This window comes from Trichothermofontia sp. (assembly GCF_053493415.1).
On the sequence record NZ_JBRCAD010000100.1, the window covers coordinates 1 to 25190 of the forward strand.

A 25190-nucleotide genomic window follows, 5' to 3' on the forward strand; every position below is an offset into this window, starting at 1 on the left:
CAGGTGGGTAATGCAATTACATTTAAACTATTTTTCAAATCATTCAAAGATTCCACAGGCATAAGTTGCCTCAAGTAAGATTTATAGAGAAAAAGTTGATAATCCTTAGTTTTAAGATATTCTGCAACAGACATATTAACCGCTTGCCCTTCTACGCTATGTTCATATAAAATTCCAGGCATAAATTGTTCCAACAGGCGTTCACTACCTTGCAGGACCTGTAGCTCATGACCTTCTGCATCAATTTTCAACCAGTCAACTTGGGAAAGATGATCTTGGGTGATCAGGTCATCAAGTGGGAAGGCAATCACTTCTTCAAATGGCCCTACTGTTGTTGTAGTTTCATTATCTATTGCTACAACCTTATTAAACTCACTTGCATGGGATAAGGATAGCCTAACTTTCCCACGACCATTACTGGCTGCACCTTGGCAAACGGTTACCCATTCCAATTGATTTAAAGCCTTTGTCGTTTCTAGATAGTGAACACATTTAGAAAAAGGCTCGATCGCGTATACGCGACCAGATGGCCCAACTCGTTTTGCAGCACTAAAGGTATAGACACCCGCATTCGCACCAACATCAATTACTGTCATCCCCGGCTTCAGCCAATAGCGCCAGAATTCCATTTCTTCTTCACACCAATCTCCTTCAGCAAGCACAACCATCGTGATAATACTTTTAAAACTTGGCTCAACTGCCATACATAAAGTTTGATCAAATGGTACATAGGTAATCTGTTCATCAGCCAACAGTTCAGTCCATTTCCATGCTAAATCTGCGGGATCGGAAACAAGTTTTTGGGCAGATTTTAACCAACTCTGCGCGAGTTCACTTGCCCCCATATCACGATAGGCTAAATAAAGTGCTTGCCAGGTTTGAGGTACATTAGGTGCTAACCTATTGGCGCGATGGAGATTGAATAAGCCCTCCTGTCCTAAAGAACCGATATTAGCAATACCCAACTTTAGGTTTGTAATGGCCGAGTCTGGCAATAATTGAATAGCTAAACTCAGAAGTCTCAGGCTTGAAGAAGTATAAAAAAATAGCTGATTCTGACAGCAAGTCTCACAGAGTAATCTTAAGGCTTGTACATATCCATTTTCTGAGTTAAAAATCTGAATAGCATGAGATGAAAGCAACTGTGACGATAAGTTTTTATTTTTAAAAGGGATATATATGAATCCAGGAACTGCCAGAGACTCAGAGCAGAAGGCATCATTTAGCATATTTATAAAACAGGAGAAAGCTCTCTCTAAACCTAACTGCTTAGATTTCGCCAATGTTTCTCCAATAATATAATGTGCAAATGGCAAAGGATGGTCAGCTATATCAATTGCTTTTTGAAGCGATTCTAGAGCTATTTCCAGATACGCCGATCTCATAATTAGATCATCAGTTTTTTCTGCTTCAATCAAACTAACAACAGCTATATTATTCCAATCCAAAGAGGTTTGAGGATCATCCCATGACGTTGCTTCTGAAATTTTCTTTATAGAATTAATCATGTCAGAGCATAAGGACTCTCGGCTAGGATTAATGTATTCCATGTATAAATCAAAATATTCAATTTCCATAAATGAAAACAACTCCTCCTTAATTACTATATTGTTCCAGAACAATTCTGGCTAGTTTCCCTATTTGGTTGCGATCGCATTTAGGCTGATCAGCGTGTCACAGAGTTTGATCTGGCTGGAATCACTAAAGAAATCAAATTGCTCGACGACTTCATATCCTTGGAAACCAGCCTCTTCAAGATACATAGCAAGCGTATCAGCATCAAATCCAACTCTATGAACATCAAATTCATTAGTTTGTCCACCAAACATTATCCTCATCAAATAATGTCTTTCAAAAGCTACCAGGTTTGGATTTAAATATAGCCAACATAATACCTTGAGATCTGGAACACTGATGTAGAGTTTACCATCGGGTTGAAGGACACGATGCCATTCCTTTAAGGTATTGATTAGTTCGTTATTTAATGCATAATGAAAATGTTCAAGCACATGACTCGCATAGATAGCTTCTACTGAATCATCCTCAAACTGGTTCAGACAGGCAGCATCGCACACAAAATCAACTTCAGGGCGTGCCTCAATATCTAATATTTTCCAGTCAGAATGTTTTTCTTGGCCACCAATATGTAATCTGAGTCCAGTCATAGTTATTATTTCACCTTGGGAGACTTCACTTATAGATTGAATTAGTTAGAGATAATAAAAAATATCTTCGACAGATATTACACTTCGTTTGGGAAAAATCTAAAAGGAGATAAGCATCAGCACATTTCAAGTTGACAATTTTAGAGATTTTAGGGCTAACTGCTAATAGGTTGTCCAAATGCTAGAAGTGATAACAGGCACACAACGAAATCCGATAAACCTGCGCTTCAATGGGAAGTAGTTTTAGTTGTACCCCAATTTACCGATGCCGCGATCGCTGCGTAACATTCCGACATCAAACCGGGCAACGCCACCGGGGCTGGGGAGGGGCGAATGAAGCGATCGTTCCGCAACATCATCACGGGGGCCATCTGCTTCGCCTTGACCCTGATCATCGCGGTAGTGGGCTATGTGATAGCGGGGTGGACCTTTTTGGACGCCGTTTACATGTCGGTGATCACGGTTTTCGGCGTTGGTTACGGGGAAGTGCGCCCCATCCAGTCGCCCGCCTTACGGGTGTTCACCATCCTGGTCATTATTGCGGGCTACACCTCGGTTGTCTACATTGTGGGTGGGGTGGTGCAGATGGTGACCGAGGGCGAGATTAACCGGACACTGGGGGTACGGCGGATGATGAAGGAGATTGAAACCCTCCAACAGCACGTGGTCCTGTGTGGCTTTGGGCGCATGGGCCAAATTTTGGCACGGGAACTGATGCAGGCGCGACAGGCATTTGTGGTGATTGATAATGACCCCGATCGCGTTGAAAAAGCCCGCGAGATGGGCCTGCTGGTGATTAATGGCAATGCGACCGATGATGGAATTCTCCTGGCCAGTGGGATTGAACGGGCCAAGGTGTTGGCGTCGGTGCTGCCGGATGATGCAGCCAATGTGTTTATCACCCTGACCGCACGGGGGCTGAACCCTAAGCTGACGATCCTGGCGCGGGGGGAATATCCCTCAACGGAGAAGAAGTTGCTGCTAGCCGGGGCCAATCATGTGGTGTCACCCTTTGCGATCGGTGCCCAACGGATGCTGCACCTGATCACCCACCCGACCACGCTGGACTTTCTGGAGCAAGGGGAAGAACGCAATTGGATCAACACGATCCTGGCCCAAGTGGATATCCAGATGGATGAATTTACCGTACCAGCCGATTCGCCCTTGGTGAATAGTGCCATTGGAGATCTGGAAGTCCGGGGGAAGGGGGCTTTTATTGTGGTGGCGATTCGGCGTCAGGATGGGACATTGCTGACCCATCCGAAACCCGGTGTGCGGGTGTTATCAGGGGATACGATCGTCGCCCTAGGCCATCGCGGTGATATCCCCCAGTTTGCGCGATCGCAGGTGCAGAAGCGCCAAATCCGATACCGGGGGGCTGAAGGGTGAGGATGAAGCAGCACGATCGGTTTACCACAAAGGCACTAAGGACACAAAGATCTTGGTGCGACTTAGCGTTCTTTGTGTCTTCGTGGTTCAACGACACAATCGATATCCCCGCAAGAAAATCCGCCATAATGGGAATCTAGCTGCTCACCAAAATCTCGAAGACCCTATGACCGTGCCTTCCCGTCGTTACCACATCACCACCTTCGGCTGCCAGATGAATAAGGCCGACTCGGAACGCATGGCAGGCATTTTAGAAGACATGGGCTATGCCTGGGCCGACACCCCCGATGAAGCCAATGTCATCCTCTACAACACCTGCACCATTCGCGACAACGCCGAGCAAAAGGTGTACTCCTACCTAGGACGGCAGGCCAAACGGAAACAGGTAGAACCCGATTTAACCCTGGTTGTGGCGGGCTGTGTCGCCCAACAGGAAGGGGAAGCCCTCCTGCGGCGGGTGCCAGAGGTCGATCTGGTCATGGGTCCCCAATATGCCAATCGCTTACGGGATCTCTTAGAACAGGTGGCCCAGGGTAACCAGGTGGTGGCCACGGAACCGATCGCAATCATGGAGGACATCACCAAACCCCGTCGCGATAGTACCGTGACCGCCTGGGTCAACGTGATCTATGGCTGTAACGAACGCTGCACCTATTGCGTCGTGCCTGGAGTACGCGGCGTCGAACAATCCCGGACGCCGGAAGCGATTCGGGCCGAAATGGAACGCCTCGGCCAGCAGGGCTACAAGGAAGTAACGCTCCTCGGCCAAAATATTGATGCCTACGGGCGGGATCTGCCAGGCGTCACGCCGGAAGGCCGCCACCAGTACACGCTCACGGATTTGCTGTATTACGTCCACGATGTTCCAGGGATTGAGCGCATCCGCTTTGCCACCAGCCATCCCCGCTACTTCACCGATCGCCTGATTCGGGCCTGTGCCGAACTGCCCAAGGTGTGTGAGCATTTTCATATTCCCTTCCAGTCGGGGGATAACGACATCCTCAAGGCAATGGCGCGGGGCTACACCCAGGAAAAATATCGCCGCATTATTGATCGGATTCGCCACTATTTACCCGATGCCGCCATCAGTGCCGACGCGATCGTGGGGTTTCCCGGTGAAACCGAGGCCCAGTTTGAAAACACCCTCAAGCTGGTGGATGACATTGGCTTCGATCAACTCAACACCGCCGCCTATTCCCCCCGCCCCGGAACCCCGGCAGCCCAGTGGCCAGACCAACTGCCAGATGAAGTCAAGGCCGATCGCCTACAACGCTTAAACCATTTGGTTGCCACGAAAGCGGCTGAGCGATCGCAGCGCTACCAAGGGCAAGTGGTCGAAGTCTTAGTGGAAGATGCCAACCCCAAAGATCCCAGCCAGGTGATGGGCCGTAGCCGCCGCAATCGCCTAACCTTCTTTAGGGGCGATATTGCAACCCTGCGGGGGCAAATCGTGCCGGTCCAGATCACCGAAGCCCGCCCCTTTAGCCTCAGTGGCCAACCCGCTACCCTAGCTGCGAACACACCTGCCCTCAGCGTCTAGCCCCAACAAGAATCGTGTATGCTGGGCAAGGCAACCCCAACCGGGGCCTGCTTCCCTACTCCCCACCGGAATCCTTCATGCAACTTTCTTTTTGGCAGCGATCGCTGCTCCTCGGTAGCGCCACCCTCCTGTTGACCGGGGCCAGCGCGATCGCCCAAACGGGCACAAAGCCAGCCTACCCCTACCTGATCCAAGCCCAGATGGTGATGGATTGCAAAACCTCGGACCCACCGGACGAGTTACCCGAAGTGGTGATTATGGCGGCTTGTATGTGTCTGGTGGAGAACATCCAAACCGAATATACCCTTGCCGCCTTTACAGAAATTAGCCAAACGATTCAGCGCCAGGGGAATCCCCCAGCGGCATTTACCACCTTCGTAGAGCAAAAGCTCCAGCAGTGTGCCCAAACCCTGAGCCAACAACTTCCGAGTCAAGACGCACAATAGAAAATGCCATGATCGGTACTGTAATGCTTAGGCGATGGCGTAAAGATGACTAACCCAAAACTTCAGAATAAAGTGGCGATCGTCACCGGAGCCTCGTCCGGGATTGGTGAAGCCACAGCCCTAGCCCTTGCGAGTGAGGGGGCCAAGGTCGCGATCGCGGCGCGTCGTAAGGAACGCCTCCACCACTTGGCCGATCGCATCCATCACCAAAGCGGACAGGCCCTCGTTTTGCCCACAGACATGACTAACGAGATCCAAATCCGCCAAATGGTGGAAACCACCGAGAAGGAATGGGGGCGGGTCGATATTTTGGTGAATAACGCGGGGGTCATGCTGTTGGGGCCGCTGCTGGGAGCCGATACGAGTGAATGGCGACGCATGGTGGATTTGAACCTGATGGGGCTGATGTATGCCACCCATGCCGTATTGCCCTTAATGAAAAGCCAAGGCGGGGGGCATATCGTCAATATTTCCTCAGTGGCGGGGCGCACAGTGCAGGCCAATGTGGGGGTGTATAACGTAACCAAATGGGGGGTGAATGTCTTTTCAGAAGCGCTACGCCAGGAGGTCTCGAAGGACAAAATTCGGGTAACCCTGATCGAGCCGGGGGCCGTGGCGACGGAATTGGGCGAACACATTACGAACCCAGAAATTAAACAACGCCTAGAAGCCTGGGTAGCGGGGATGACACCGTTGGCCAGTGAAGATATTGCCGCTGCGATCGTCTATGCTGTGACCCAACCGCCCCACGTCAATGTCAACGAAATTCTGATCCGACCAACGGAGCAAGCCTAGGGTTGGTGGTGGGTATCTGTAGAGCACAAATCTAAGCGTGGGATAGCCGTCGCGGCTGTCTCAGGGGCAGGCAGGATACCTACCCCACTAAACTAATATTCGTTCGCGTAGCGTCTCCGCAGGAAAACTGAGTGTCTTTTAAGGATCTGAACGCAATCAAAGATGCGGCCACTTACCCCAGAACAACGGACCAAGCTGGATAACACTGAGGATGCCCTGTTTTATGAAATGCCCCGGTTTGTCACCCATGTGGACGATCGCTTTATCCAAAAACTAACCCAGGTCTATCGAGACCACCTACGGCCCCAGACACGCATCCTGGATCTGATGAGTAGCTGGGTCTCCCATTTACCGGCGGAAATGACCTTTGCCCACGTCGAGGGGCATGGGATGAATGCAGCAGAGTTGGCCGCAAATCACCGTCTGGATCATTATTTCGTCCAGGATTTAAACCAAAATCCGGTGTTGCCGTTGGCGTCGGCCAGTTTTGATGCAGTGCTGATTGCCGTCTCGGTGCAATATCTCCAACAGCCAGAACAAGTGTTTAGGGAAATTCGGCGAGTTTTAAAGCCGGGCGGGGTGACGATCGTCAGTTTTTCCAACCGCATGTTCTATCAAAAGGCGATCCAAGCATGGCGGGATGGGACGGATAGCGATCGGCTTGCCTTAGTCGCAAGCTATTTTGCCAATGTTCCCGGCTTTTGTGAGCCAGAAGTTGTGGCCGATCCGGGTCCGGCTTTCAGGGGGCCGCTCCAGTGGCTAGGCGTTGATCATGCTGATCCTTTCTATGCCGTGATTACCCAGACGCAGGCAAGCAACACGGCTTAACCTGGCCAGGCCTCATCCAGTCGCTCCTCGTCAAACTGAGGGCATTCAGTTAACCTGGAAACGAAACTGAACGCCGGCGGCGATCGCCCTGGTAAGCAGCCAGTCAGGTATTGCCGTTGCGGATTTCAGTTCCCCATGCCCTAGTTTTGCCACGACCCTATATGAAATTGCCAGACATCCCGCAATGGTTTGCAGCCCATCCCCACCGCTCCCTGTGGGGGTTCGGCATCTGTCTGGGCCTAGGGGGCCTCTTGGCCACGCTCCCCACCCCCGCCCAGGAGACGCATGGCTGTTTCTGGACCAATCCCCGCAATAATCGATCGGAACCCCTCGGCGGTGTTTGCCCCTCCCCTGCGCTCAACAGCAGCGCCCCGGCTGGTCCGGCTCCCCTCAACAGCCAGATCCGCCGTATCCTCGATACCCGCCAATGCCAAAATTGCTCCCTGCGCCAGATGAACCTCAGCAAGCTGGATCTGAGTGGGACGGATTTCCTGAGTGCGGATCTGAGTGGGGCCAACCTGACCGAGGCCAACCTAACCTACACCAACCTGCGGGATGCCAAGCTGACTACCAGTATCTTACGGGGGGCAGACCTGAGTAGTGCGGACCTGCGGCGGGTTGATCTCAGCCATGCGGACCTGCGAGGGGCCAATCTCAGTGGGGCCAATCTCAGTGGGGCGAACCTCAGCCATACCCACCTCAATGGGGTGAATTGGTGTAATGCCATTTTGCCGAGTGGTTTTATGGTACGTCAGATGTGCCCGAGTGGGCAGTAGTGAGGAACGGTTATCCCCATGCGCGTTGTCCAACTAACAGATACCCACCTACTGGCCGATGCCCACGCTTTACAGAAGGGGATTGCGACGACTGCAAGCTTGCAAAGAGTGCTGGCCCACCTACAAGCCCACCCCCCAAGGCCCGATCTCCTGTTACTGACTGGGGATTTATCCCAGGATGAGTCCCCCCAATCCTACGATCGCCTGGTGGATTTGCTCACTCCTCTCCAGGTGCCGAGCTATTGGATTCCGGGTAACCATGACCACCCGGCGACGATGCAGCGCTGCTGCGATCGCGCCCCCCTGCGATCGGGCAAGGCCCTCCAACAGGCCGGTTGGCAACTCCTTCTCCTCGACTCTAGTCAGCCTGGTGAAGTGGGCGGTTACTTCAGCGCGGCAACCCTAGACTGGCTCACCCAGCAACTCGACACCAGCCCGTTACCTACCCTGATTGCCCTCCATCATCCACCCTGTTCTGTTCAGGCAGCCTGGGCCGATGCGATCGGGTTAAGCAACTCAGACGCGTTTCTTGCCCGTATCCGCCCCCATCGCCAGGTTCGCCTCGTTATTTTTGGCCATATCCACCAGGAATTTCAAACCCAGATCCAGGGCATCACGTTTTTAGCTGCACCCTCTACCTGCCACCAATTTAAGCCACAGGTGGCTACCTTTGCCCTGGATGATCGGCCACCCGGTTATCGCTGGTTCGATCTATCCCCGGATGGCACGTGGGTAACAGGGGTGGAGCGGGTGCCCCTAACGCCCTAGCCGTTGCCTCAAGGCGCTACCGCCAAACTCAGGGGGGGGGACAACGGTACCGCCAGCCGTTCCCCTGGGGTGGGTTCCAACACCTGGGTCCGGCTACCCTGGTGGGCAAGGGTTTGGCGCAACTCGGTGGCACTGCCCGTAAATGTGAGCCAGCGATCGAGGATACCGGTCATTTGAATATCTCCCCCGGCAGCGGTCGGGATTACCACTTGCGGCTGTAGCCATTGGAGCAATTCCTGGACACTTTGCTGCCCCCGAATGATGGGTCCCAGCAGGGGCAGTTTCATATCGACGATCGGGGTAATCACCACATCTACGGGGGCTAGGGCTTGGATGGCGGTGTCATTAAATCCGTGTGGCTCGTAATAGAGTTTATAGCCCTGGTGACGATCGCTCAGCACATAGCCATTTTCCACCGCCGTTGGCCCCACCAGCGCCCCACGGGTAGCTCGAATCTCTAGGCAATCGGCCACGGTATACGCCTCCCCCGGTGCTAGGGCGCTTACCTGGGTATACCCAAGGGACCGGGCCACCTTGGCCGCCCGGGCCGACCCCACCACGGGAATGTGGCGATCGAGGGCAGTGAGGGTTGGGACATGGGCATGATCCGGCAACCCTTGGGACAGGAGAATGACATCGATCGCCGCCGGAATGGGGCGATCGTGGGTGCGGGTTGCCTTGAACAGCCACTCCGTCTGACCAAACGTCAGGGGACCGACCAGCCAGGGATCAAGCAAAAGCCGCTGGCCAGCCATTTCAATTAACCAGGTGTTACTGTCATACCAGGTGAGATACATCAAAAATTAGCCCCACGCTATCAAACAACGACGTTTTCTTTAACAATTGTAAAGAGATTACTGTCAAGCTACCGCCCGACCAGAGATCACCAGTGCCCGATGACAACCGCTTGCTGAAGCGTATGTACCCTGGAATGCCCGCCCTACCCTTATCAATGTTAGGCAGTGGCGCTCGCCTACCCCGTGAGGCGTTTGATTGCCGTTATGCCGCCACACCCCACCTACGCAAAGCCGAACAGCTTGCAGGCGTTGTCTATGTCCCCCCGGCTGCCCTACGGTTTAACAGTCGTAGTCAGCCCTATGCCTTGCAGCTAGCCTGGCTGTCCAATGATTGGGTGGCCGCCCCAGGGGGGGATTTAGGCATCGAACCCATCTACTGTCGTAACAGCGTTCAGCCGTCTATTGTTTGGCAAGTGTTTGCGCGCTGGCTAGATGGGGTCGTCTGTCAAGACGGTGCCCATATTCCCTTGGCATCTGATGTACAGGAGAGCATCCGAAGTCGCGTTTTCCCAAGGCTTGGGCTAGCGACGACCGATTTGTTGGCTGGCAATATACAGCCTGTCCTGGCTATGTTACAACAGAGCTTGTACTCATTTGAACAGGCCGCCTTGAAACTACAGCTAGTCGGCAGGGGGTAATTGAGGTGTTGTGTGTCCCCCGCGTGCGGAATTGTTCATTCTGATTTCATGCCAACCTCTCCCATTGCGCAGCAAGTGCCCAAATTTAGTAGCCTGCGAGTCAAGTTACTCGTGGGCTTTACGCTCGTTTTTAGCCTTGTCTTTGTTGGGACCTACTATTGGGTTTATACGCTCACGATCACCAAGGTTAGCCGCCAAGTAAAGGATACCCTCCAGGCCGCTGCGATCGGGGCGGCCCAAACGATCGATGTGGAAGAACTGCTAGCCCTTTACCACGAAGGCCAGCCTAACGAGGCCGGATTTTCCGATGATCCACGCTACCAGCGCCAACTGCGCTGGCTGGATCAGATTCACCAAACCCTGCCCCATGTTTGGATGTTCACCTTGGTGCGCGGCAATCAGTCCGATACACGGCGGATAGGTCTGCATCAAGGTTCCAATGAGATTATTTATTTGGTGGATGTTTGGGCACGCTACGATGCCACTAGAAGTGCCAAGTTTTTGGAGCCAGCCGCAGGTTCACCGGAACACCTACAGGCATTGGATGCCGGGACAATAGCCTTTCGGGATCTGTATCAGGATCGCTGGGGGGCCTGGATTACCGTTTACAGTCCGATCCGCGATCGTCAGAATCGAGTTGTGGCCGTGTTGGGGGCTGATATCGAGGCAGACTATATCCTGGATATCCAACGACAAGTTCGCCATCGCTTCATTGCTATTTTCCTGATGGCCTACAGCTTACTATCACTGATAATTTATATCATTACAGGCATTTTAATTCGTCCACTGGCCCAACTAAAATCAAGTTTAGAGCAAATTGGTGAAGGCAATTATGATCTAGATCTATCAACTCTAACTCAAAAGCGATTTCAAGATGAAATTAGTCATCTTGCAACTATTTTTGAACAAATGTCCTATCATATCCAGGCTCGTGAATTATTATTAAAAGAAGTTCAAACAGAACGCGATCGCTTCTTCGATCATTCTACAGATCTACTAGCAATTTTTGATCAGAATCTTTGTTTTCAGCAAATTAATCGTGGTTGGTGTAATACCCTCAACTATTGCTTAGATGATTTACTGGGTCAACCACTAGTTGCATTTGTACATCCTGATTATCGTGAAGAAATACAAGCGCTCCAAGCCGATTTAAAGCGAGGGACTGAAATTCAGAATTTTGAGGGACGTTGGCGATCGCGATCGGGAAACTACCACTGGTTAGCATGGAGTTTTATGCCCGTCTTGCCAGAACAAAAATACTATGGATTTGCACGAGATATTACAAATATCAAACAAATTGAAGCCCAATTGATTCGTAATTCTTTTTATGATTCTTTGACTAATCTTCCAAATCGTAGTTATTTTATGAATCGTCTGAGCATTTCGCTGCAAAAAGCCAAAAAAAATACATCAGACTATTCCTTTGCCATCCTATTTATTGATCTTGATCACTTTAAGACGGTCAATGATAGCCTAGGACACGTGGCGGGGGATCAACTACTGATTCAAATTACAACTCGACTAGAACAGTGTATTAATTCTAAAGATATTTTGGCGCGGATGGGTGGGGATGAATTTGCCATCCTCATCGACGATATCCAGACGATCGCGGATGCGACACTGATTGCTGAGCGCGTACAAGCCTCACTGACCTTACCCTTTTGGCTGCATGAACAAGAATTTTTTATTAGTGCCAGCATTGGCATTGCGCTCAATGGTAAGGGCGTCAACCAAAAGGCTTATGAGAATTTATCGGATCTAATTCGTGATGCTGATATTGCCATGTACCAGGCCAAGGCTGGTGGTAAGGCCAGATACATGATTTTTGATCAAGACATGCAGGCGAATCTCCTAGAGCGCTTAAATTTAGAAAATCAACTCAGACGAGCGATCCAGGCGGCTGAGTTTCGGCTGTATTATCAACCTATTATTTCTCTTCAGACGGGTACTGTCTATAGTTTTGAAACTCTGGTACGTTGGCAGCATCCCGAAAAGGGTTTGATCTCGCCAGTTGAGTTTATCCCGATCGCGGAAGCCACAGGTTTGATTATCCCCCTAAGCCTGTGGATTTTGCGATCAGCCTGCGAACAACTGCGACAGTGGCAAGTTGCGAATCTGGCTGACCCGACTCTCAGCCTTAGTGTCAATATTCCGGGAAGTCAGTTTACACAACCAGAGCTAATTAACCAAATCCAAACAATTCTTGCGGAAACTGAATTGCCACCGAGTTCCCTCCATCTTGAGGTAACGGAAAGTACAATTGTTGAAAACATCGATGTCGCGATCGAACAACTGAATCAACTACGAAAACTTGGTATTCAAGTGGCGATCGATGATTTTGGTACTGGCCACTCATCCCTTGCCCGTCTCCAAAGTCTACCGATCGACATTCTTAAAATTGATTATTCCTTTGTTGCCAAAATGCAGGAGAATCAACGCAACCAGGAATTTGTCAAAGCGATCATCAACTTAGCCCATTTTTTAGGGCTTCAGGTCGTTGCGGAGGGCATAGAAACCCTGGATCAACAACAGCGATTGGCAGCTATGGGCTGTGAGTATGGCCAGGGCTATCTCTTTGCTAAACCCAGCGATGCCAATGCGGTTTACCACTGGTTACATACCGTCCAACAGGGAGACAGCCCGCACCTTCCCTATGTATTCCGTCTCTAATGCTAGAGCAGCGCATCATTAATGACGCCCTGGGGCCAGCTTGTCCATTGTTTGCTAGAATGCCTGCACTCTAGCTTAAAGCCTGGGGTAGCTGTACCTTATGGCCGATCGCGTCTGAGTCATCCCAGCCTAAGCAACAGTAACACTGGTCACTGGTTAAGATCCGCTGTACATTATCAGCACGACACTGTTGGCAACGCTGTGTAAACACACCTCAATGCTGCCTTCCCCTGGGCATCCTGCTAATGATTGTGACTGAACTGCTATGGGCACTTGTGGGTCTGATCCTCACCGTTAGTGGGACATTTTTTGAGGCTTCAATGATCAGCCCGCCTTGGCTTTGGCTACAATCTGACACCATCCAAACCTACTCGTTAGGGGTGACCTGCCAGATCGGAGCAGTTTTGCTGATTGCCTGTCTGGGGGGGAAAAATGCGGCAACCCTCTCGCAAATTGCCTATCTGGTCTTGGGCCTGATCTGGTATCCCGTTTTTACCCACGGGGGGGGAGTGGCCTATATCAAAGAACCCACCTTTGGCTATCTGTTAGGGTTTGTCCCGGCGGCTTGGATCTGTGGTTTTCTAGCTTTTCAGTGGAAACCACGCCTGGAAAGTCTAGCGTTCAGTTGTTTGTGTGGGTTGGCCAGTATTCACCTAATGGGGCTGTTGTACATCACCTATTTGCGCTTCAGTCATAGCCTAGGAGATAACTGGCTACAAATTATGTCGGTCTATTCCGTGTCTCCCATTCCTAGTCAACTGGCTCTGATTTGTGCAGTCGCGGTGCTAGCCTTTAGCCTGCGGCAAGTTTTATTTTATTGACGTTATTAACAGTTCTAGGCCCCTCTCCCTGGGGAGAGGGGGTGGGGAGAGGGCGCAGTTATCCCTATGATGGGGACGATCGCGCTGGCGAAACCCTAGTACAGCAAACATAAAGTTTCGCAACGTTGGTAGTAACGACTTTAGTCGTTGCCGGCTAAAGCCAGCACTACGAACGTTGCAGAATTTACTTTTCGAGCTACTAGGCCGCCAGGTGCGTTTCCACAACACTGGCCAAACGATCGGTCCAATGATTGACTAAACTAACCTCTGCGGCTTCGACCATGACCCGAATCACAGGTTCCGTCCCGGAGGCCCGGACCAAAACACGACCTCGATCGCCCATATCGGCCTCCGCCTGCGCGATCGCCCGTTGAACGGCTTCACACTGCTGCCAATTCAAGCGCCGTTGCCGATCCAGCACCCGCACATTTTGAAGCCGTTGGGGATAGGTTTGAAAACCCGTATCAACCATGTCGGCAAGGGACTGCTCCCAATGTTGGACCAGGGTCGCCAGATGGAGCGCCGTGAGGATACCATCACCTGTGATGCTGTAGTGGTGACAGAGAATATGACCCGATTGCTCACCCCCCAGCATGGCCCCTTGGGCAACCATCGCGGCAAACACGTGCTGATCCCCCACTGCCGTGCGCACCAAAGTCCCGCCCTGGGCCTGCCAAGCCCGTTCAAAACCAAGGTTCGCCATCACCGTTGAGATAATGGTATCCCCCGGTAACTGTTGAGCTTGACGGAGGTGTTGTCCCCAGAAATACAGGATATAGTCGCCATTAATCGCCCGCCCCTTTGCATCCACGGCCAGGGCACGATCGGCATCACCGTCAAAGGCAAATCCCAGGTCAGCCCCTTGGGCAATCACCGTCTCCTGGAGCGTTTGGAGATGGGTCGAGCCACAGTTGACATTAATGCGATCGCCATCCGGACGATCGTGCAGGCAAATCACCTCGGCCCCCAACCCCTGAAACACGGCGGGCGCAATATTGACCGCTGCACCCCAAGCCAAATCCAGGACGATCCGCATCCCCTGCAAAACCGGGGCACTGGCTTCTGTCGGTAACAAGGGTTGATAGAGGGAGGTCGTATAGTGCTCTACTAACTCCGATCGCAAGTAGTACCGTCCCCACGGGCTAGAGGTAGGGAGAGCCAACCCAGATCCCCCAAACTGACCACGCATAGCCGCTTCAATTTGGGCCTGTAGCTGGGGCGCTAACTTGGTACCCGCCGCATCGAAGAACTTAATCCCATTGTCTTCAGGAGGATTGTGGCTGGCCGAGACCATCACCCCACCGATCGCCGCCGTAATCCGGGTAAGGTGGGCCACCCCCGCCGTGGGGCACAGGCCCAAATTCCAAACTTCCAAGCCAGCCGCCGTGAAGCCACTGGCCAGCGCCATCACCAACATATCGCTCGAATTGCGCGAGTCTTGACCAATGATGATCGGTCCTTCCTGCTGTGCCCGGTTTTTCAGGACCTGGCCCGCCCAAAAGCCCAATTGCATCGCGAGGGGAGCGGTCAATAGTTCACCCACATGCCCCCGTACCCCATCCGTACCAAAGAGGGGGGTGTCCGGCAGGGGAACGAAATTCCAGGGGAGGGATGACAGGGGTGTCGTCATTGCTGATACATCATAAGGGGATTCCGGCTGCCGAGCAGGCAATGGGGCCAAGGGAGTTAGCATACTGGTCATCTCCACACACAACACACGACTAGGAGCATAACACTTACTTCTTGCAGCCTCATCTCTACGATTTGCCCAAAAGTGTCCCTTGGGTAGGGGCCGGACGTAAAGCTTAGGTAAAGCCCAAGGGTATCGGATAAAGATTTGATGTCACAATGAAATGACTGAGGCTGGTTATCACTGGGAGGTATGATGCAAGACCCTACCCAGACACAACCCCAACCGACTTCGCCCGATCCCCAGGTAAGGCTGGCGTTGCCCAAATCAACCCAATGGTCCAAGCGGCTTTGCCGTTGGGGGGCCTATGGACTGGTGGGGGTGGGGGTCGGCGCGATCGCCATCCTGAGCTTACGCTCCCCCCCGATCGCAGTGGATTTAGCCACCGTTGCGGTTGGGGAATTGGTGGTTGCCGTCGAAGCAGAAGGTCAAACCCGTGTGCGCGATCGCTATGTCATCTCAGCCCCGGTCGCAGGGCGTCTTGGCCGCCTAAGCCTCACAGTGGGTGATGCGGTGCCAGCGAATCAGCCGATTGCCTGGATCGATCCCTTGCCCTTTACAAGCCAGGTACAAGCCCTCCAGGCCCAAATCCGGGCACTGGCAGCGGAACAACAGGGCGTCGCCACCCAACGCCCCAAGGCCGCCGCCCTTGCCGAAGCAGCGGCCCGGACTCAAGCCGCGATCGCCCAGCAACAGGCCGCCCAAGCCCAGGTGAGGCAGGTCGAGGCGCAACTAGCCCAGGCTCGTCGTGAGCAGGATCGTCTAGCCGCCCTACAGGCAGAAGGGGCAATCCCCCAACAGGACTTAGAGCAAGCAGAGTTAGCGGTTATCAGCCGTCAGCGGGAACTAGAAGCAGCCCAGCAAGCCGTGACGCGAACAACAGCGGAGGTCGCGGTGGCCCAACAGATTCAGCAACGCCTCCGGGCTGAGCAGGCCGATCCGGATTACCTCCTGCGGGTCTATGAAGCCAGGATACAGGGTCTAGAGGCCGAACTGGCCAACCTCAGCGATCAAGCCCATCGCACCGTGCTGCTAGCCCCAACCACGGGGCGGGTGCTACGGGTTTTCCAGGAAAGTGCCCGGTATGTGGAGGCGGGGACGCCCCTACTGGAAATCGGTAACCCTCGCCAGCTAGAACTGGTCATTGATGTTCTGTCCAGTGATGCGGTCAAGGTACAGCCAGGGGCACGGGTATGGGTGGAGCAGTGGGGGGGGACTGAGCCACTGCCGGGACAGGTCCGAACCATTGAACCAGCGGCCTTTACCCAAGTATCCGCGCTAGGGGTGGAAGAACAACGGGTGAATATTATTGCTGATTTAACCGAGGTTCCCCCCACCCTAGGAGATGCCTACCGCGTCGAAACCCGCATTGTCATCTGGGAGCAGCCAGCCGTACTCACGGTCCCCCTCAGTGCCCTGTTCCGTTGTGGGCCAGATTGGTGTGTCTTTGTTGCCGCTGGTAACCGTGCCCAGCAGCAACCGGTCCGTAAGGGGCAGGATAATCACTTTGCCGCAGAAATTCAGGCGGGCCTAGTGGCAGGCGATCGCGTCATCGTCCATCCATCGGAGCAGGTTAAGAACGGCAGCCGGATTCAGGCCAGGTAAATTTTGTCAGAATGAATAGGACCTCCTTTCCCGATGACTGCCATTCATGACCTTACCGATATCCTCAGCACCGATCGCCTGGGACGCTGTTAAGACAGCCCTGCAAGGCATTGAGACGATCACCGATCTCAGCCAATGCCAAAAACTATCTGGTGACTACCACACCTTTAGCCCGATTCTGGTGCCCCAACTGGCGGATAAGGTGGCTGATTTGGTAGTCCGTCCAGCCAACGAAGCCGAGGTACGGCAAGTGGCAAAGGTTTGTGCCCAGTGGCGAATTCCCCTCACCGTGCGGGGAGCCGGAACGGGCAACTATGGCCAGTGTGTACCCCTAGCGGGTGGCCTAGTCCTGGACATGACCCGTCTCAACCAGGTGCATTGGGTCAGGGGTGGGGTTGCCTGTGTGGCAGCCGGGGCCAAGTTGGCCGCGATCGAGAAAGTCACCCAACCCCAGGGCTGGGAATTGCGTCTGATGCCCTCGACCTATCGCACCGCGACGATCGGCGGCTTTATTGCCGGGGGCAGTGGCGGGATTGGCTCAATTACCTATGGCCAACTGTGCGATCGGGGCAATATTTTGGCCCTAAAGGTGATGACCCTGGAGGCGGAGCCGCGCCTCATTGAGCTGCGTGGGCAGGCGGTCCAAAAAGTGAGCCATGCCTGGGGCATCAACGGTATTATTACCGAACTCGAAATCGCCCTAGCACCAGTTTATCCCTGGGTCGATGTCGTCGTCAGCTTTGATGACTTTATGCAGGCAACTCGTTTTAGCCAGCAGTTGAGCAACGAAGATGGGCTGGTCAAGAAACTCGTCAGTACCCACGCGTGGCCCATTCCCAGTTACTTTACGGCCCTGCGTCCCTACCTCACTGAGGGGAGCCATAGTGTGTTGGCGATCGTGGCTGAGGCCGCGATCGGTCCCCTTCAGGATTTAGTGGCTGACTTCGGCGGCACGATCGTCTATCAAAAGGCGACCCAAGACGGTGGTAAAAGCATTAACCTGATTGAATATACCTGGAACCATACGACCCTCCACGCCCGCACCGTTGATCCCACGATTACCTATCTACAAACCCTCTTCCCGGCTGATCCCGATCTCAAGTTAATCGAGCATTTCTATCACCACTATGGTGATGAGGTGATGATGCATTTAGAGTTTATTCGGTTAGGGGGACGCGCGATCGCCGCAGGATTACAACTGGTGCGCTTTACCACCGGGGATCGCTTAACTGCAATTATGGACGATCATGAACGCCAGGGCGTGTTCATCGCTAATCCCCACACCTATATCATCGAAGATGGGGGCCGCAAACAGATGGACCCGCAGCAAATGGCCTTTAAGGCTCAGGTTGATCCCTATAATCTCTTTAATCCAGGTAAAACGCGGGCGATCGCCTCTTAAAGCCAGGTCATCGCCGCTCGCTGGCATCTAAGGCTAATATCTCAATTGGGTTTGCCCAAGGCATGAGCTAACTAAACACGATCGCACCGTTTCCTTTTATTGTGGGATGAAGCGCAAGCAAGACTGAATCACGCAACCTAGCCGAACATCACTCTATGGGTATTCCCTCTCTGCACACTCTCTTTCACGATCGCTGGCGTCCCTGGCAATGGCTCAGGGTGGGTTTACTGATCCTGAGCTTAACCCTGAGCGCCTGCACCAGTCCCCAGGCAGATACGTCTTCCCCAACACCGGCAGAACCCCCTGTGGCGGAGACGACAACCCCCATCAGTAGCCCCAGTCCCAGTCCCACAGCCAGCCCAACGAACGCATTCCCCAATCTGCCTCGGCTTAACGGGGAGGCGATCGTCGAAATCACGGTCAATGGCGCACCGATCACGATCGCGGTTGACGGGGTCAATGCGCCGATTACGGCTGGAAATTTTGTGGATCTGGTGCAACGGGGAGTTTATAACGGGACGACTTTCCACCGGGTCGTCCGGGAACCAACCCCCTTTGTGGTCCAGGGCGGCGATCCCCTCAGTAAAAATCCTGCCTTTAAGGCCCAAGTTGGCGCGGGTGGCTTCGTGGACCCGGCAGTTCCCTGTGATCCCCAATCCCTACCGCCAGGGGTGCCGCCAGAAGTAGGCTGTGCCCGCAATATTCCCCTAGAGATTAAGCCCGCTGGTGCCGCCGTGCCCCTCTATGGCAAAACCTTCCAACAGGCTGGAATTTTGGAGCCGCCCCAATTGCCCCATCGGCGCGGAGCCGTAGCAATGGCCCGATCGCAACTGCCGGATTCCGCCTCTTCCCAGTTCTATATCACCCTTGCCGATCAGCAGTTTTTGGATGGTAGCTATGCCGTGTTTGGCTATGTCACGGAAGGGATGGCAGTCGTTGATGAGATTCAACCCGACAATGTGATTGAGAGTGCCAGGGTCGTGACGGGAGCCGACAAACTCCAACCGGCCCCCTAGCATCCCATCGTTCAGGGGGGTTGGGGCCGGTCCCACGCCTGCGGGTTGCCTGCGTCAGTAATTACCGTGGCTTTATGCAAACTTCAAGGCGAGTTCCTGGAGCTGTCGGCAGTTTTTGACACATTTAGGGGAATACTCAGAAGAACCGGAGCGATGGGGGCCATGCCGCAGGCTACCTCCCCAAAGTGACATGTTAGATTAGGCGTACTGTCTCCCTAAACCGCTTTTCCCTAGGCCGTTTGGGTTCCAGAAGTTGAACGGTTGCCGAGCAAATCCGTTACCCTGTACTCAGGGAAAAGTCGGCAACTACGGTGTCCCTTGGTTACTGTGCCCCATCTGGCCTGCTAACCCCTTTCTCCCCGCACGGGTGCGACATACTTGCGACATCGGCGACAGTGTCCATGACTTCGTAAACTGTTTCGACTTCTGAGCGCCTTACACCCGCATTTAAGGAAGTGCTGCTATGCTCATCTGCCCCCAGTGTCAGTTCGAGAATCCCGATCACCATCGGTTTTGTCAGCAATGTGGTACCTCCTTAACCCTGCGTGCTTGCCCAACCTGCGGAGCCGATGCTACCTATGCCGCTGAGCATTGTCCCAGTTGTGGCGATCGGATTGGCACCGTCTGGTTAGCGATCGTCCAACCCCGTCACCCCTCCCCCGCTCAGCCATCTGTACCAGCGGGTAGCCGTTCCGATGCGACGATCGCGGATACAGCAGCGGCGGACGCCGCGATCGCGGCGGTGCCTGCGGTGGAGGCAACCGAGGCGACAGACTGTCTGGAAAGGGTGAATGCAGACCATTCCGGGGTAGCCCAGCCCCCGCCCGTCCAAGCGCCAGAGGCCAGTGAACCAGAGGCCAGTGAACCCTTGGGGGCAGATCTCACCGCATCACCCGACCTAGAAACAGCCTCTCCACCTGCACCGCTTCCGATCCCAGTGGGGCAATATCTGGATGCCAACCAGCGTTATCAAGTTCTGGAATGGCTTCCCCCCTCTACCACGGATACCTATCTTCGGGCGAGGGTTTTAGACTGTAAGCCCTTGCAAATTTCCCAGTTGGATGCGCTTGCTGCCCAGAGTGCCCCAGATCTGGGCGACAATCCAGATACGGCTGCCCTGGCGGAAGTGACCCCCAGTATCCCGGCGATCGCCGAGCCATACCTGTTACTGCCGTCACGCTTGGGGCAGGTACTCCCGACCCTGCACGATTGCTGGCAGACGGAGGACTACGCCATCGTCCTCCTGGAAGATCGCTCCGATTGGCCAACCCTTGTGGACTACTGGCAAACGGAAGCAACCTCAATGCTAGAAGTGCTGCATTGGCTCCATGAGATGGTGGTGTTATGGGGGATTTTGGAAAGCTGGAACTACAGCCAGAGCTTATTGGAACCCAGGAATTTGCGACTGGACGAGGATCAGGTGCTCTGTTTAGGACAGCTCTATCCCGATGCGGTGAGTACCCCCCCCACCCTAGTACACCTGAGCCAGATCTGGCAGACCCTGCTGGAACAGGCACAAACCACCTTGATGGGGTCAGTGCTGGAACTTTTCCATGACTTACAGCAGGCCGTCATTACCACCCCCGCCGAATTACGATCGCGCATTGAGGCGATCGCCCAAGAAATGCAGCAGCCCCAGGGTGAAACCGAGGTAACGGTGGCAGATACCCCGGTTGCTTCCCCCCCCGAATGGTATGGGACAATGATTCCCGCCGAAACCACAACCGCCAACTTAAGTCCGGAGGGCACGACCGATATAACGACGGGTCCCCTGGATCTGCCTGACTTCGGTGACCTCGCCCTCGCGCCTGGGATGCCGGCAGACTTACCGGAATACCTTGAACACGATACCGACGAAACCTTTGACGATGAGGAGGAAGCCGCCACCGTCGCCTTACCCATGCGCTTGGCCAGCATCCAGGACATTGGGCAGACAGATGTGGGGTGCAAACGCCAACGTAATGAGGATTATTTCAGCATTCTCTCCGAACAACAAAAGCTGGAAACACCCTTGGGTCATAGTGTATCGGCACGAGGTGTTTATGTTCTTTGTGACGGGATGGGGGGCCATGCTGGTGGGGAAGTGGCTAGTACCTTAGCGGCTGATACCCTCCGGCAATTTTTTCTGGACAATTGGTTTAATGCCAGCGATGAGCAGGTCCGGCAAGATTTGCCCAGCCATGACCTGATTATCCAAGGGATTAACTTGGCCAATCAGGCGATTTATGAAGTTAACCAGGAAAATGCCAGCGCGGGGAGTGGCCGCATGGGGACAACGCTGGTCCTGTTGCTGTTGCAAGACTCGAAGGTGGCGATCGCCCATGTGGGAGATAGTCGTTTGTATCGAATTACGCGCAAACAAGGGCTTGAACAGTTGACGATCGATCACGAGGTTGGGCAACAGGAGATTCAACGGGGTGTTGATCCAGACATTGCCTATGCCCATGCCGACGCCTATCAACTGACCCAGGCATTAGGTCCCCGTAATCTTGACTTTATTCATCCTGATGTTAAGTTCCTCGACCTCACCGAAGATACCTTATTAATGCTGTGTTCTGATGGCCTGTCAGACAACAACCTGGTTGAGGACAATTGGCAAACCCATCTGCTGCCGCTACTGAGTTCACGTGCCAACTTAGGAGAGGGTGTCCAAAAGTTGATCGATCTTGCGAATCAATTCAATGGCCACGATAATATTACCGCGCTGTTGGTCCGGGTTAAGCTGCAACCCCATCTCGACTATCTCAATCAGTTCTCGATTAATTAGGTTCTCCATATCATTAGGATGACAGCCGTTCCCCCTCTAATGAAGTACGGTCAAGCCTTGTAGACCAGGGACTTAAGCCCCTCTCACCAAGTATGGAAGTGCTGTATCGTTGGCGGGGACAACTTGATAGTGGCCGTCTACTAGCCGATAGAGTTCGACACTGGCCTTGGTAACTTCGTAAATGCCATAGTAGGGAATCCGGATCGCCTGCTCATACACCCAGAACTTACCGGGCTTTTGGCCAGTTCCAGTTACCCCAGAGGGGGGAGTCGTATCCCGTTCTTCGCTACCATCTCCGGACGCGAACTCGATCGCAATCAGCGGAGCCACATACTCCTGCCAGAGTACATAGGAGCGGCGAAACGTACCATTCAGTAATGGGGGGACGTTGGGTACATAGAACCAATCGGGACACTCGGCTCCTTTTTCCGGTGGATCGGTTAAGCGCCAGTAGATGCCACAGTCTTGGCCAATACAAAATTGTTGATCAGGGTGTCGTTGATTGAGGACGGGCAGGTCGAATGCGTTGTTGTAGATTGCGTTTACTGGTTAGGCTCTGGAGATGGGCCAACACCACGATCGCGAAGGGGTTGGGGCTAGCCTCTAGCTCAGCGATGCGATTGCAGTAGTCGAGTAATTTGACGCTGGGGAAGTGGAATTCGAGCCGACAGTCGAGGATTTCCTGGCGGTATGCCTGGGGTCGCCAGTGGGGATGGGTGTCGCCGAGGATGGCAAGGCTGAGGACGGGGCGATTATAACGATCGCTGATGCGGTAATTGTAGACATACATGCGTTCAGGGAAGTGGGGATCTTTGCGGCCCTGGACTTCGATGTGGATGAGAATCCAGGTTTCAGTGCCGTCGCGTAACCAGACTTTGACGAGTTTGTCGGCAAAGCGTTTGCTGCGTTCGGCGGCGGGGACGATTTTCTGGGGTTCTGTGCTTTTATTTGATCCGGTCAAAGTAAAGGTTCAAGTAGGATTAGGAGTTGAGGAATATCAGATTGAATGACATCCCAGAGTGTATTGATGTTAATTCGATCATATTGATGGGCAAGAATGGCAAGAATATCACGCATTCCAGAAATATCCTTCCACGGAATCTCAGTATATTGCGATCGAAATTCTGATGATAGTCGCTTAGTAGCTTCCCCAATAATAACTTGGTATAAAATTGCAGATTGTTTTTCTTCATTACTTGCCAATTGAGACTTATCTAACCCTTCCGCAAAGCGAAGCACGCTTTTGGCGGCATTAATCATGTCTAGTATTCAAGCTTTGTCTCTATTCATAAATAATCTTGGTTGTGTTAAGAATTTCATTACGTCTAATCCAGTTCTCACTGGTTTCTATAGATTCTTTGACGATAATATCTACAGTTCGGCCAATCTTGGCTTCTAATTCATGTTTGATTTTAGCGAGGGTTAGCAACCCCTGCTGGGCATGGGGTGCAAAGCAGATCAGTAAGTCGATATCACTAGTGTCGTGGAAATCATCACGCAGGATCGAGCCAAAGAGGGCCAACTCGACAATTTGCCAGCGGTGACAAAAGCTGACGAGATCCGATCGCGATAGGCCAAGGCGTTGTTGAATCTGGGGTGGCAGTTGGGTAAGCATAGATAGGTCTAGTTTACGATCAAAGTCACTGCCGGGAAGTAGTTGCTAACGCAGGCCGTGGCAGGTGAAGGCGGCCCAGTAGTAGGGGGCGGCGAAGGGCGGGGTAGGTGCTTGGGTGAGGTTGTAGAGTTGACAGACGAGCTCGTCTTGCTGGGCTTGTTGGAGGTAGGCGACGATGGGGTCGATCGCGTTTTCCAAGTCTTGGCCGGAGAGGGTGCGCAGATCCTGTTGGGCCTGTTGCAGGGCGGTGGGCCGATCGCAGCCTGCTTGGCGATAGCGATAGTAGTAGATACAGAAGAGAGCGGTGGCGGTGACATCGACGCTCCAGAGGGTACTGATGACGCTGCGGGCACCGGCACAGAGGAAACCGGCGCTGAGGGTGAGCAGGTCGTCGGTGATTGTGGGGTTGCCGAGGGCGGTTTCGCAACAGGAGAGGAAGACTTCGAGCAGGTCGGGCATCCGCCAACCGGGACTCATCAGTTGGCCGAGGGTGAGGGAGCCATCCCCCAGGGCTAGGGCCGATTCGAGGGGTTTGTCGAGGACGGAACTGGCGTGGTGGCTGGAGTGGAGGCTGTGGACGCGGTGGGTTTGGGTGAGTTGGCGATAGGCGGCGACGGTGGCTTGGTGGGGGCCTTGGAGGCGATATTGGGTGAGGGGTTGATGGAGTTGGGCGATCGCGTCGCATTCGTAGCGGGCCGCGATGAGGTCGCCAGTTGCGTCTTCGACTAAACCGAGGGATTGGGGCGTCTGGGTGGGGCGTTGTTGGCAGTAGCTCAGGATTTGGGCGCTGGGGATGAGGCGCAGCCGGAAGCGATCGCCCAGATATTGCGCTTGCTGGAGTTCTCCCCCCCACCTCTCTTCTCTCTCCTCTCTCCTCCCGCCTGGGGAAAGGGGCAAAGCCGCAAAGGGAATTAGGTGGAGATAGATATGGGGGATGAGGATGAGTTCGTCGATACCTTGGAGGTGGTCGGCGATCAGGGTGTCGAGTTGGAGGCGTTGGGCCAGTTCTTGCAGGTGGCTGGGCATTTGGGCGAGCCACTGCTGGAGTTGTTCGGTGTCATGAGGGTTGTAGGGTTTAAGCCACTGGTCGCGTATCCAGGTTTGGAGGTTGCGGTAGCCCTGGTTGGTGCAGGTGTGGAGGGTACAGGTGAAGCCCTCACCCCCGGCCCCTCTCCCTGAGGGCGAGGGGAGTTGGCCTTCACCCCCGGCCCCGCTCCCACTAAAAGCGAGGGGAGAATGGCGGAGGATGAGGATGTGGGTGTGGTCGTTGGTGGAGTAGAAGCTGAGGAGGGCGGTGCGGGTGTCGGGAATGAGGTGTTGCAGGGTGCTGAGGTCGAGGGGAGTGACTTCGAGTTGTCCAGCGAGGACGGGGTCGCGTTGACGGAGTTGTTGCCAGAGGCGCTCTTTTTCGGCGTATAGGTGTTGGATGACGGTTTGGCTTTGTTTGAGGGTGGGCAGGGGG

Annotated in this window: 23 protein-coding genes; 14 read left to right on the plus strand and 9 right to left on the minus strand. The window is 53.6% G+C overall.

Annotation, left to right across the window (positions count from 1 at the left end; genetic code table 11):
- Both ACWIUF_RS08425 and ACWIUF_RS08430 read right to left on the minus strand, forming a co-directional pair.
- Positions 1–1577 (minus strand): FkbM family methyltransferase (locus ACWIUF_RS08425; protein ID WP_448571849.1); only part of this gene is annotated, 1577 nt, incomplete at its 3' end.
- A gap of 60 nt (positions 1578–1637) precedes the next feature.
- Positions 1638–2165 carry a class I SAM-dependent methyltransferase gene (locus ACWIUF_RS08430; RefSeq protein WP_448571850.1) on the minus strand — a complete coding sequence of 176 codons (528 nt, stop codon included), beginning with the start codon at positions 2163–2165 and terminating at the stop codon, positions 1638–1640.
- A 333-nt stretch (positions 2166–2498) separates the two neighbouring features.
- Between ACWIUF_RS08430 and ACWIUF_RS08435 the strand changes: the two genes are divergently transcribed.
- The 7 genes from ACWIUF_RS08435 to ACWIUF_RS08465 all read left to right on the plus strand — a co-directional run bounded on the left by ACWIUF_RS08435 (position 2499) and on the right by ACWIUF_RS08465 (position 8707).
- Positions 2499–3554, plus strand: a complete 1056-nt coding sequence (locus tag ACWIUF_RS08435; RefSeq protein WP_448571852.1) for a potassium channel family protein — start codon at positions 2499–2501, stop codon at positions 3552–3554.
- Between the two features lie 166 nt (positions 3555–3720).
- Entirely contained in the window at positions 3721–5094 is a 1374-nt protein-coding gene (gene miaB, locus ACWIUF_RS08440) for a tRNA (N6-isopentenyl adenosine(37)-C2)-methylthiotransferase MiaB (protein ID WP_448571854.1), read from the plus strand.
- A 14-nt stretch (positions 5095–5108) separates the two neighbouring features.
- Positions 5109–5540, plus strand: a complete 432-nt coding sequence (locus tag ACWIUF_RS08445; protein WP_448571855.1) for a hypothetical protein — start codon at positions 5109–5111, stop codon at positions 5538–5540.
- A gap of 45 nt (positions 5541–5585) precedes the next feature.
- The gene (locus ACWIUF_RS08450) at positions 5586–6335 is read left to right on the plus strand and encodes an SDR family oxidoreductase (RefSeq protein ID WP_448571857.1); all 750 of its coding nucleotides are present in this window, start codon (positions 5586–5588) and stop codon (positions 6333–6335) included.
- A 162-nt stretch (positions 6336–6497) separates the two neighbouring features.
- Positions 6498–7163, plus strand: a complete 666-nt coding sequence (locus ACWIUF_RS08455; RefSeq protein ID WP_448571859.1) for a class I SAM-dependent methyltransferase — start codon at positions 6498–6500, stop codon at positions 7161–7163.
- A 161-nt stretch (positions 7164–7324) separates the two neighbouring features.
- Entirely contained in the window at positions 7325–7939 is a 615-nt protein-coding gene (locus tag ACWIUF_RS08460) for a pentapeptide repeat-containing protein (RefSeq protein WP_448571860.1), read from the plus strand.
- 18 nt (positions 7940–7957) lie between these two features.
- Positions 7958–8707 carry a phosphodiesterase gene (locus tag ACWIUF_RS08465; RefSeq protein WP_448571862.1) on the plus strand — a complete coding sequence of 250 codons (750 nt, stop codon included), beginning with the start codon at positions 7958–7960 and terminating at the stop codon, positions 8705–8707.
- A gap of 8 nt (positions 8708–8715) precedes the next feature.
- Here the strand turns inward: ACWIUF_RS08465 and ACWIUF_RS08470 are convergent, their stop codons facing one another.
- Positions 8716–9504, minus strand: a complete 789-nt coding sequence (locus ACWIUF_RS08470; RefSeq protein ID WP_448571863.1) for an MBL fold metallo-hydrolase — start codon at positions 9502–9504, stop codon at positions 8716–8718.
- A 92-nt stretch (positions 9505–9596) separates the two neighbouring features.
- Here ACWIUF_RS08470 and ACWIUF_RS08475 point away from each other — a divergent pair, with 92 nt between their 5' ends.
- The 3 genes from ACWIUF_RS08475 (at position 9597) to ACWIUF_RS08485 (ending at position 13633) form a co-directional block, all read left to right on the plus strand.
- The gene (locus tag ACWIUF_RS08475; RefSeq protein ID WP_448571865.1) at positions 9597–10142 is read left to right on the plus strand and encodes a hypothetical protein; all 546 of its coding nucleotides are present in this window, start codon (positions 9597–9599) and stop codon (positions 10140–10142) included.
- 48 nt (positions 10143–10190) lie between these two features.
- Complete coding sequence (locus ACWIUF_RS08480; RefSeq protein WP_448571866.1) at positions 10191–12812, plus strand: bifunctional diguanylate cyclase/phosphodiesterase; 2622 nt, start codon at positions 10191–10193, stop codon at positions 12810–12812.
- 245 nt (positions 12813–13057) lie between these two features.
- Positions 13058–13633 carry a biotin transporter BioY gene (locus tag ACWIUF_RS08485; RefSeq protein ID WP_448571868.1) on the plus strand — a complete coding sequence of 192 codons (576 nt, stop codon included), beginning with the start codon at positions 13058–13060 and terminating at the stop codon, positions 13631–13633.
- Between the two features lie 199 nt (positions 13634–13832).
- Here the strand turns inward: ACWIUF_RS08485 and glmM are convergent, their stop codons facing one another.
- Positions 13833–15263, minus strand: a complete 1431-nt coding sequence (gene glmM / locus ACWIUF_RS08490) for a phosphoglucosamine mutase (RefSeq protein ID WP_448571869.1) — start codon at positions 15261–15263, stop codon at positions 13833–13835.
- 252 nt (positions 15264–15515) lie between these two features.
- On the opposite strand from glmM, the gene ACWIUF_RS08495 reads away from it, so the two are divergent.
- From ACWIUF_RS08495 to ACWIUF_RS08510, 4 genes are all read left to right on the plus strand, one after another.
- A complete protein-coding gene (locus ACWIUF_RS08495) occupies positions 15516–16928 on the plus strand; it encodes an efflux RND transporter periplasmic adaptor subunit (RefSeq protein ID WP_448571871.1) in 1413 nt (470 codons plus the stop codon).
- Positions 16929–16974: 46 nt separating this feature from the next.
- Positions 16975–18330 carry an FAD-binding oxidoreductase gene (locus ACWIUF_RS08500; RefSeq protein WP_448571873.1) on the plus strand — a complete coding sequence of 452 codons (1356 nt, stop codon included), beginning with the start codon at positions 16975–16977 and terminating at the stop codon, positions 18328–18330.
- Positions 18331–18485: 155 nt separating this feature from the next.
- Positions 18486–19346 (plus strand): peptidylprolyl isomerase, encoded by an 861-nt coding sequence (locus tag ACWIUF_RS08505; RefSeq protein ID WP_448571874.1) that lies wholly within the window; start codon positions 18486–18488, stop codon positions 19344–19346.
- A 463-nt stretch (positions 19347–19809) separates the two neighbouring features.
- Positions 19810–22113 carry a serine/threonine phosphatase gene (locus tag ACWIUF_RS08510; RefSeq protein ID WP_448571875.1) on the plus strand — a complete coding sequence of 768 codons (2304 nt, stop codon included), beginning with the start codon at positions 19810–19812 and terminating at the stop codon, positions 22111–22113.
- Positions 22114–22185: 72 nt separating this feature from the next.
- Here ACWIUF_RS08510 and ACWIUF_RS08515 read toward each other — a convergent pair whose 3' ends face one another.
- From ACWIUF_RS08515 to ACWIUF_RS08535, 5 genes are all read right to left on the minus strand, one after another.
- Positions 22186–22650, minus strand: coding sequence for a Uma2 family endonuclease (locus tag ACWIUF_RS08515; protein ID WP_448571881.1), 465 nt, complete (start codon positions 22648–22650; stop codon positions 22186–22188).
- Positions 22601–23074: a hypothetical protein gene (locus ACWIUF_RS08520; RefSeq protein ID WP_448571876.1), complete on the minus strand. Its 474-nt coding sequence runs from the start codon at positions 23072–23074 to the stop codon at positions 22601–22603. Before ACWIUF_RS08520 ends, ACWIUF_RS08515 begins: the two co-directional genes overlap by 50 nt.
- Positions 23071–23373, minus strand: coding sequence for a HepT-like ribonuclease domain-containing protein (locus ACWIUF_RS08525; RefSeq protein ID WP_448571877.1), 303 nt, complete (start codon positions 23371–23373; stop codon positions 23071–23073). The genes ACWIUF_RS08520 and ACWIUF_RS08525 overlap by 4 nt, the downstream gene beginning before the upstream one ends.
- Positions 23374–23395: 22 nt before the next feature.
- Entirely contained in the window at positions 23396–23728 is a 333-nt protein-coding gene (locus ACWIUF_RS08530) for a nucleotidyltransferase family protein (protein ID WP_448571878.1), read from the minus strand.
- 45 nt (positions 23729–23773) lie between these two features.
- The coding region (locus tag ACWIUF_RS08535) for a CHAT domain-containing protein (protein ID WP_448571880.1) at positions 23774–25190 on the minus strand (1417 nt) is incomplete at its 5' end.

Excerpts from the sequence above, each read along its gene's own strand:
- ACWIUF_RS08430 (WP_448571850.1), bottom strand. The coding sequence starts at position 2,165 with ATGACTGGACTCAGATTACATATTGGTGGCCAAGAAAAACATTCTGAC.
- ACWIUF_RS08435 (WP_448571852.1), top strand. The coding sequence starts at position 2,499 with ATGAAGCGATCGTTCCGCAACATCATCACGGGGGCCATCTGCTTCGCC.
- miaB (WP_448571854.1), top strand. The coding sequence starts at position 3,721 with ATGACCGTGCCTTCCCGTCGTTACCACATCACCACCTTCGGCTGCCAG.
- ACWIUF_RS08450 (WP_448571857.1), top strand. The coding sequence starts at position 5,586 with ATGACTAACCCAAAACTTCAGAATAAAGTGGCGATCGTCACCGGAGCC.
- ACWIUF_RS08455 (WP_448571859.1), top strand. The coding sequence starts at position 6,498 with ATGCGGCCACTTACCCCAGAACAACGGACCAAGCTGGATAACACTGAG.
- ACWIUF_RS08460 (WP_448571860.1), top strand. The coding sequence starts at position 7,325 with ATGAAATTGCCAGACATCCCGCAATGGTTTGCAGCCCATCCCCACCGC.
- ACWIUF_RS08465 (WP_448571862.1), top strand. The coding sequence starts at position 7,958 with ATGCGCGTTGTCCAACTAACAGATACCCACCTACTGGCCGATGCCCAC.
- ACWIUF_RS08470 (WP_448571863.1), bottom strand. The coding sequence starts at position 9,504 with ATGTATCTCACCTGGTATGACAGTAACACCTGGTTAATTGAAATGGCT.
- ACWIUF_RS08480 (WP_448571866.1), top strand. The coding sequence starts at position 10,191 with ATGCCAACCTCTCCCATTGCGCAGCAAGTGCCCAAATTTAGTAGCCTG.
- ACWIUF_RS08485 (WP_448571868.1), top strand. The coding sequence starts at position 13,058 with ATGATTGTGACTGAACTGCTATGGGCACTTGTGGGTCTGATCCTCACC.
- glmM (WP_448571869.1), bottom strand. The coding sequence starts at position 15,263 with ATGACGACACCCCTGTCATCCCTCCCCTGGAATTTCGTTCCCCTGCCG.
- ACWIUF_RS08495 (WP_448571871.1), top strand. The coding sequence starts at position 15,516 with ATGATGCAAGACCCTACCCAGACACAACCCCAACCGACTTCGCCCGAT.
- ACWIUF_RS08500 (WP_448571873.1), top strand. The coding sequence starts at position 16,975 with ATGACCTTACCGATATCCTCAGCACCGATCGCCTGGGACGCTGTTAAG.
- ACWIUF_RS08505 (WP_448571874.1), top strand. The coding sequence starts at position 18,486 with ATGGGTATTCCCTCTCTGCACACTCTCTTTCACGATCGCTGGCGTCCC.
- ACWIUF_RS08510 (WP_448571875.1), top strand. The coding sequence starts at position 19,810 with ATGCTCATCTGCCCCCAGTGTCAGTTCGAGAATCCCGATCACCATCGG.
- ACWIUF_RS08525 (WP_448571877.1), bottom strand. The coding sequence starts at position 23,373 with ATGATTAATGCCGCCAAAAGCGTGCTTCGCTTTGCGGAAGGGTTAGAT.
- ACWIUF_RS08530 (WP_448571878.1), bottom strand. The coding sequence starts at position 23,728 with ATGCTTACCCAACTGCCACCCCAGATTCAACAACGCCTTGGCCTATCG.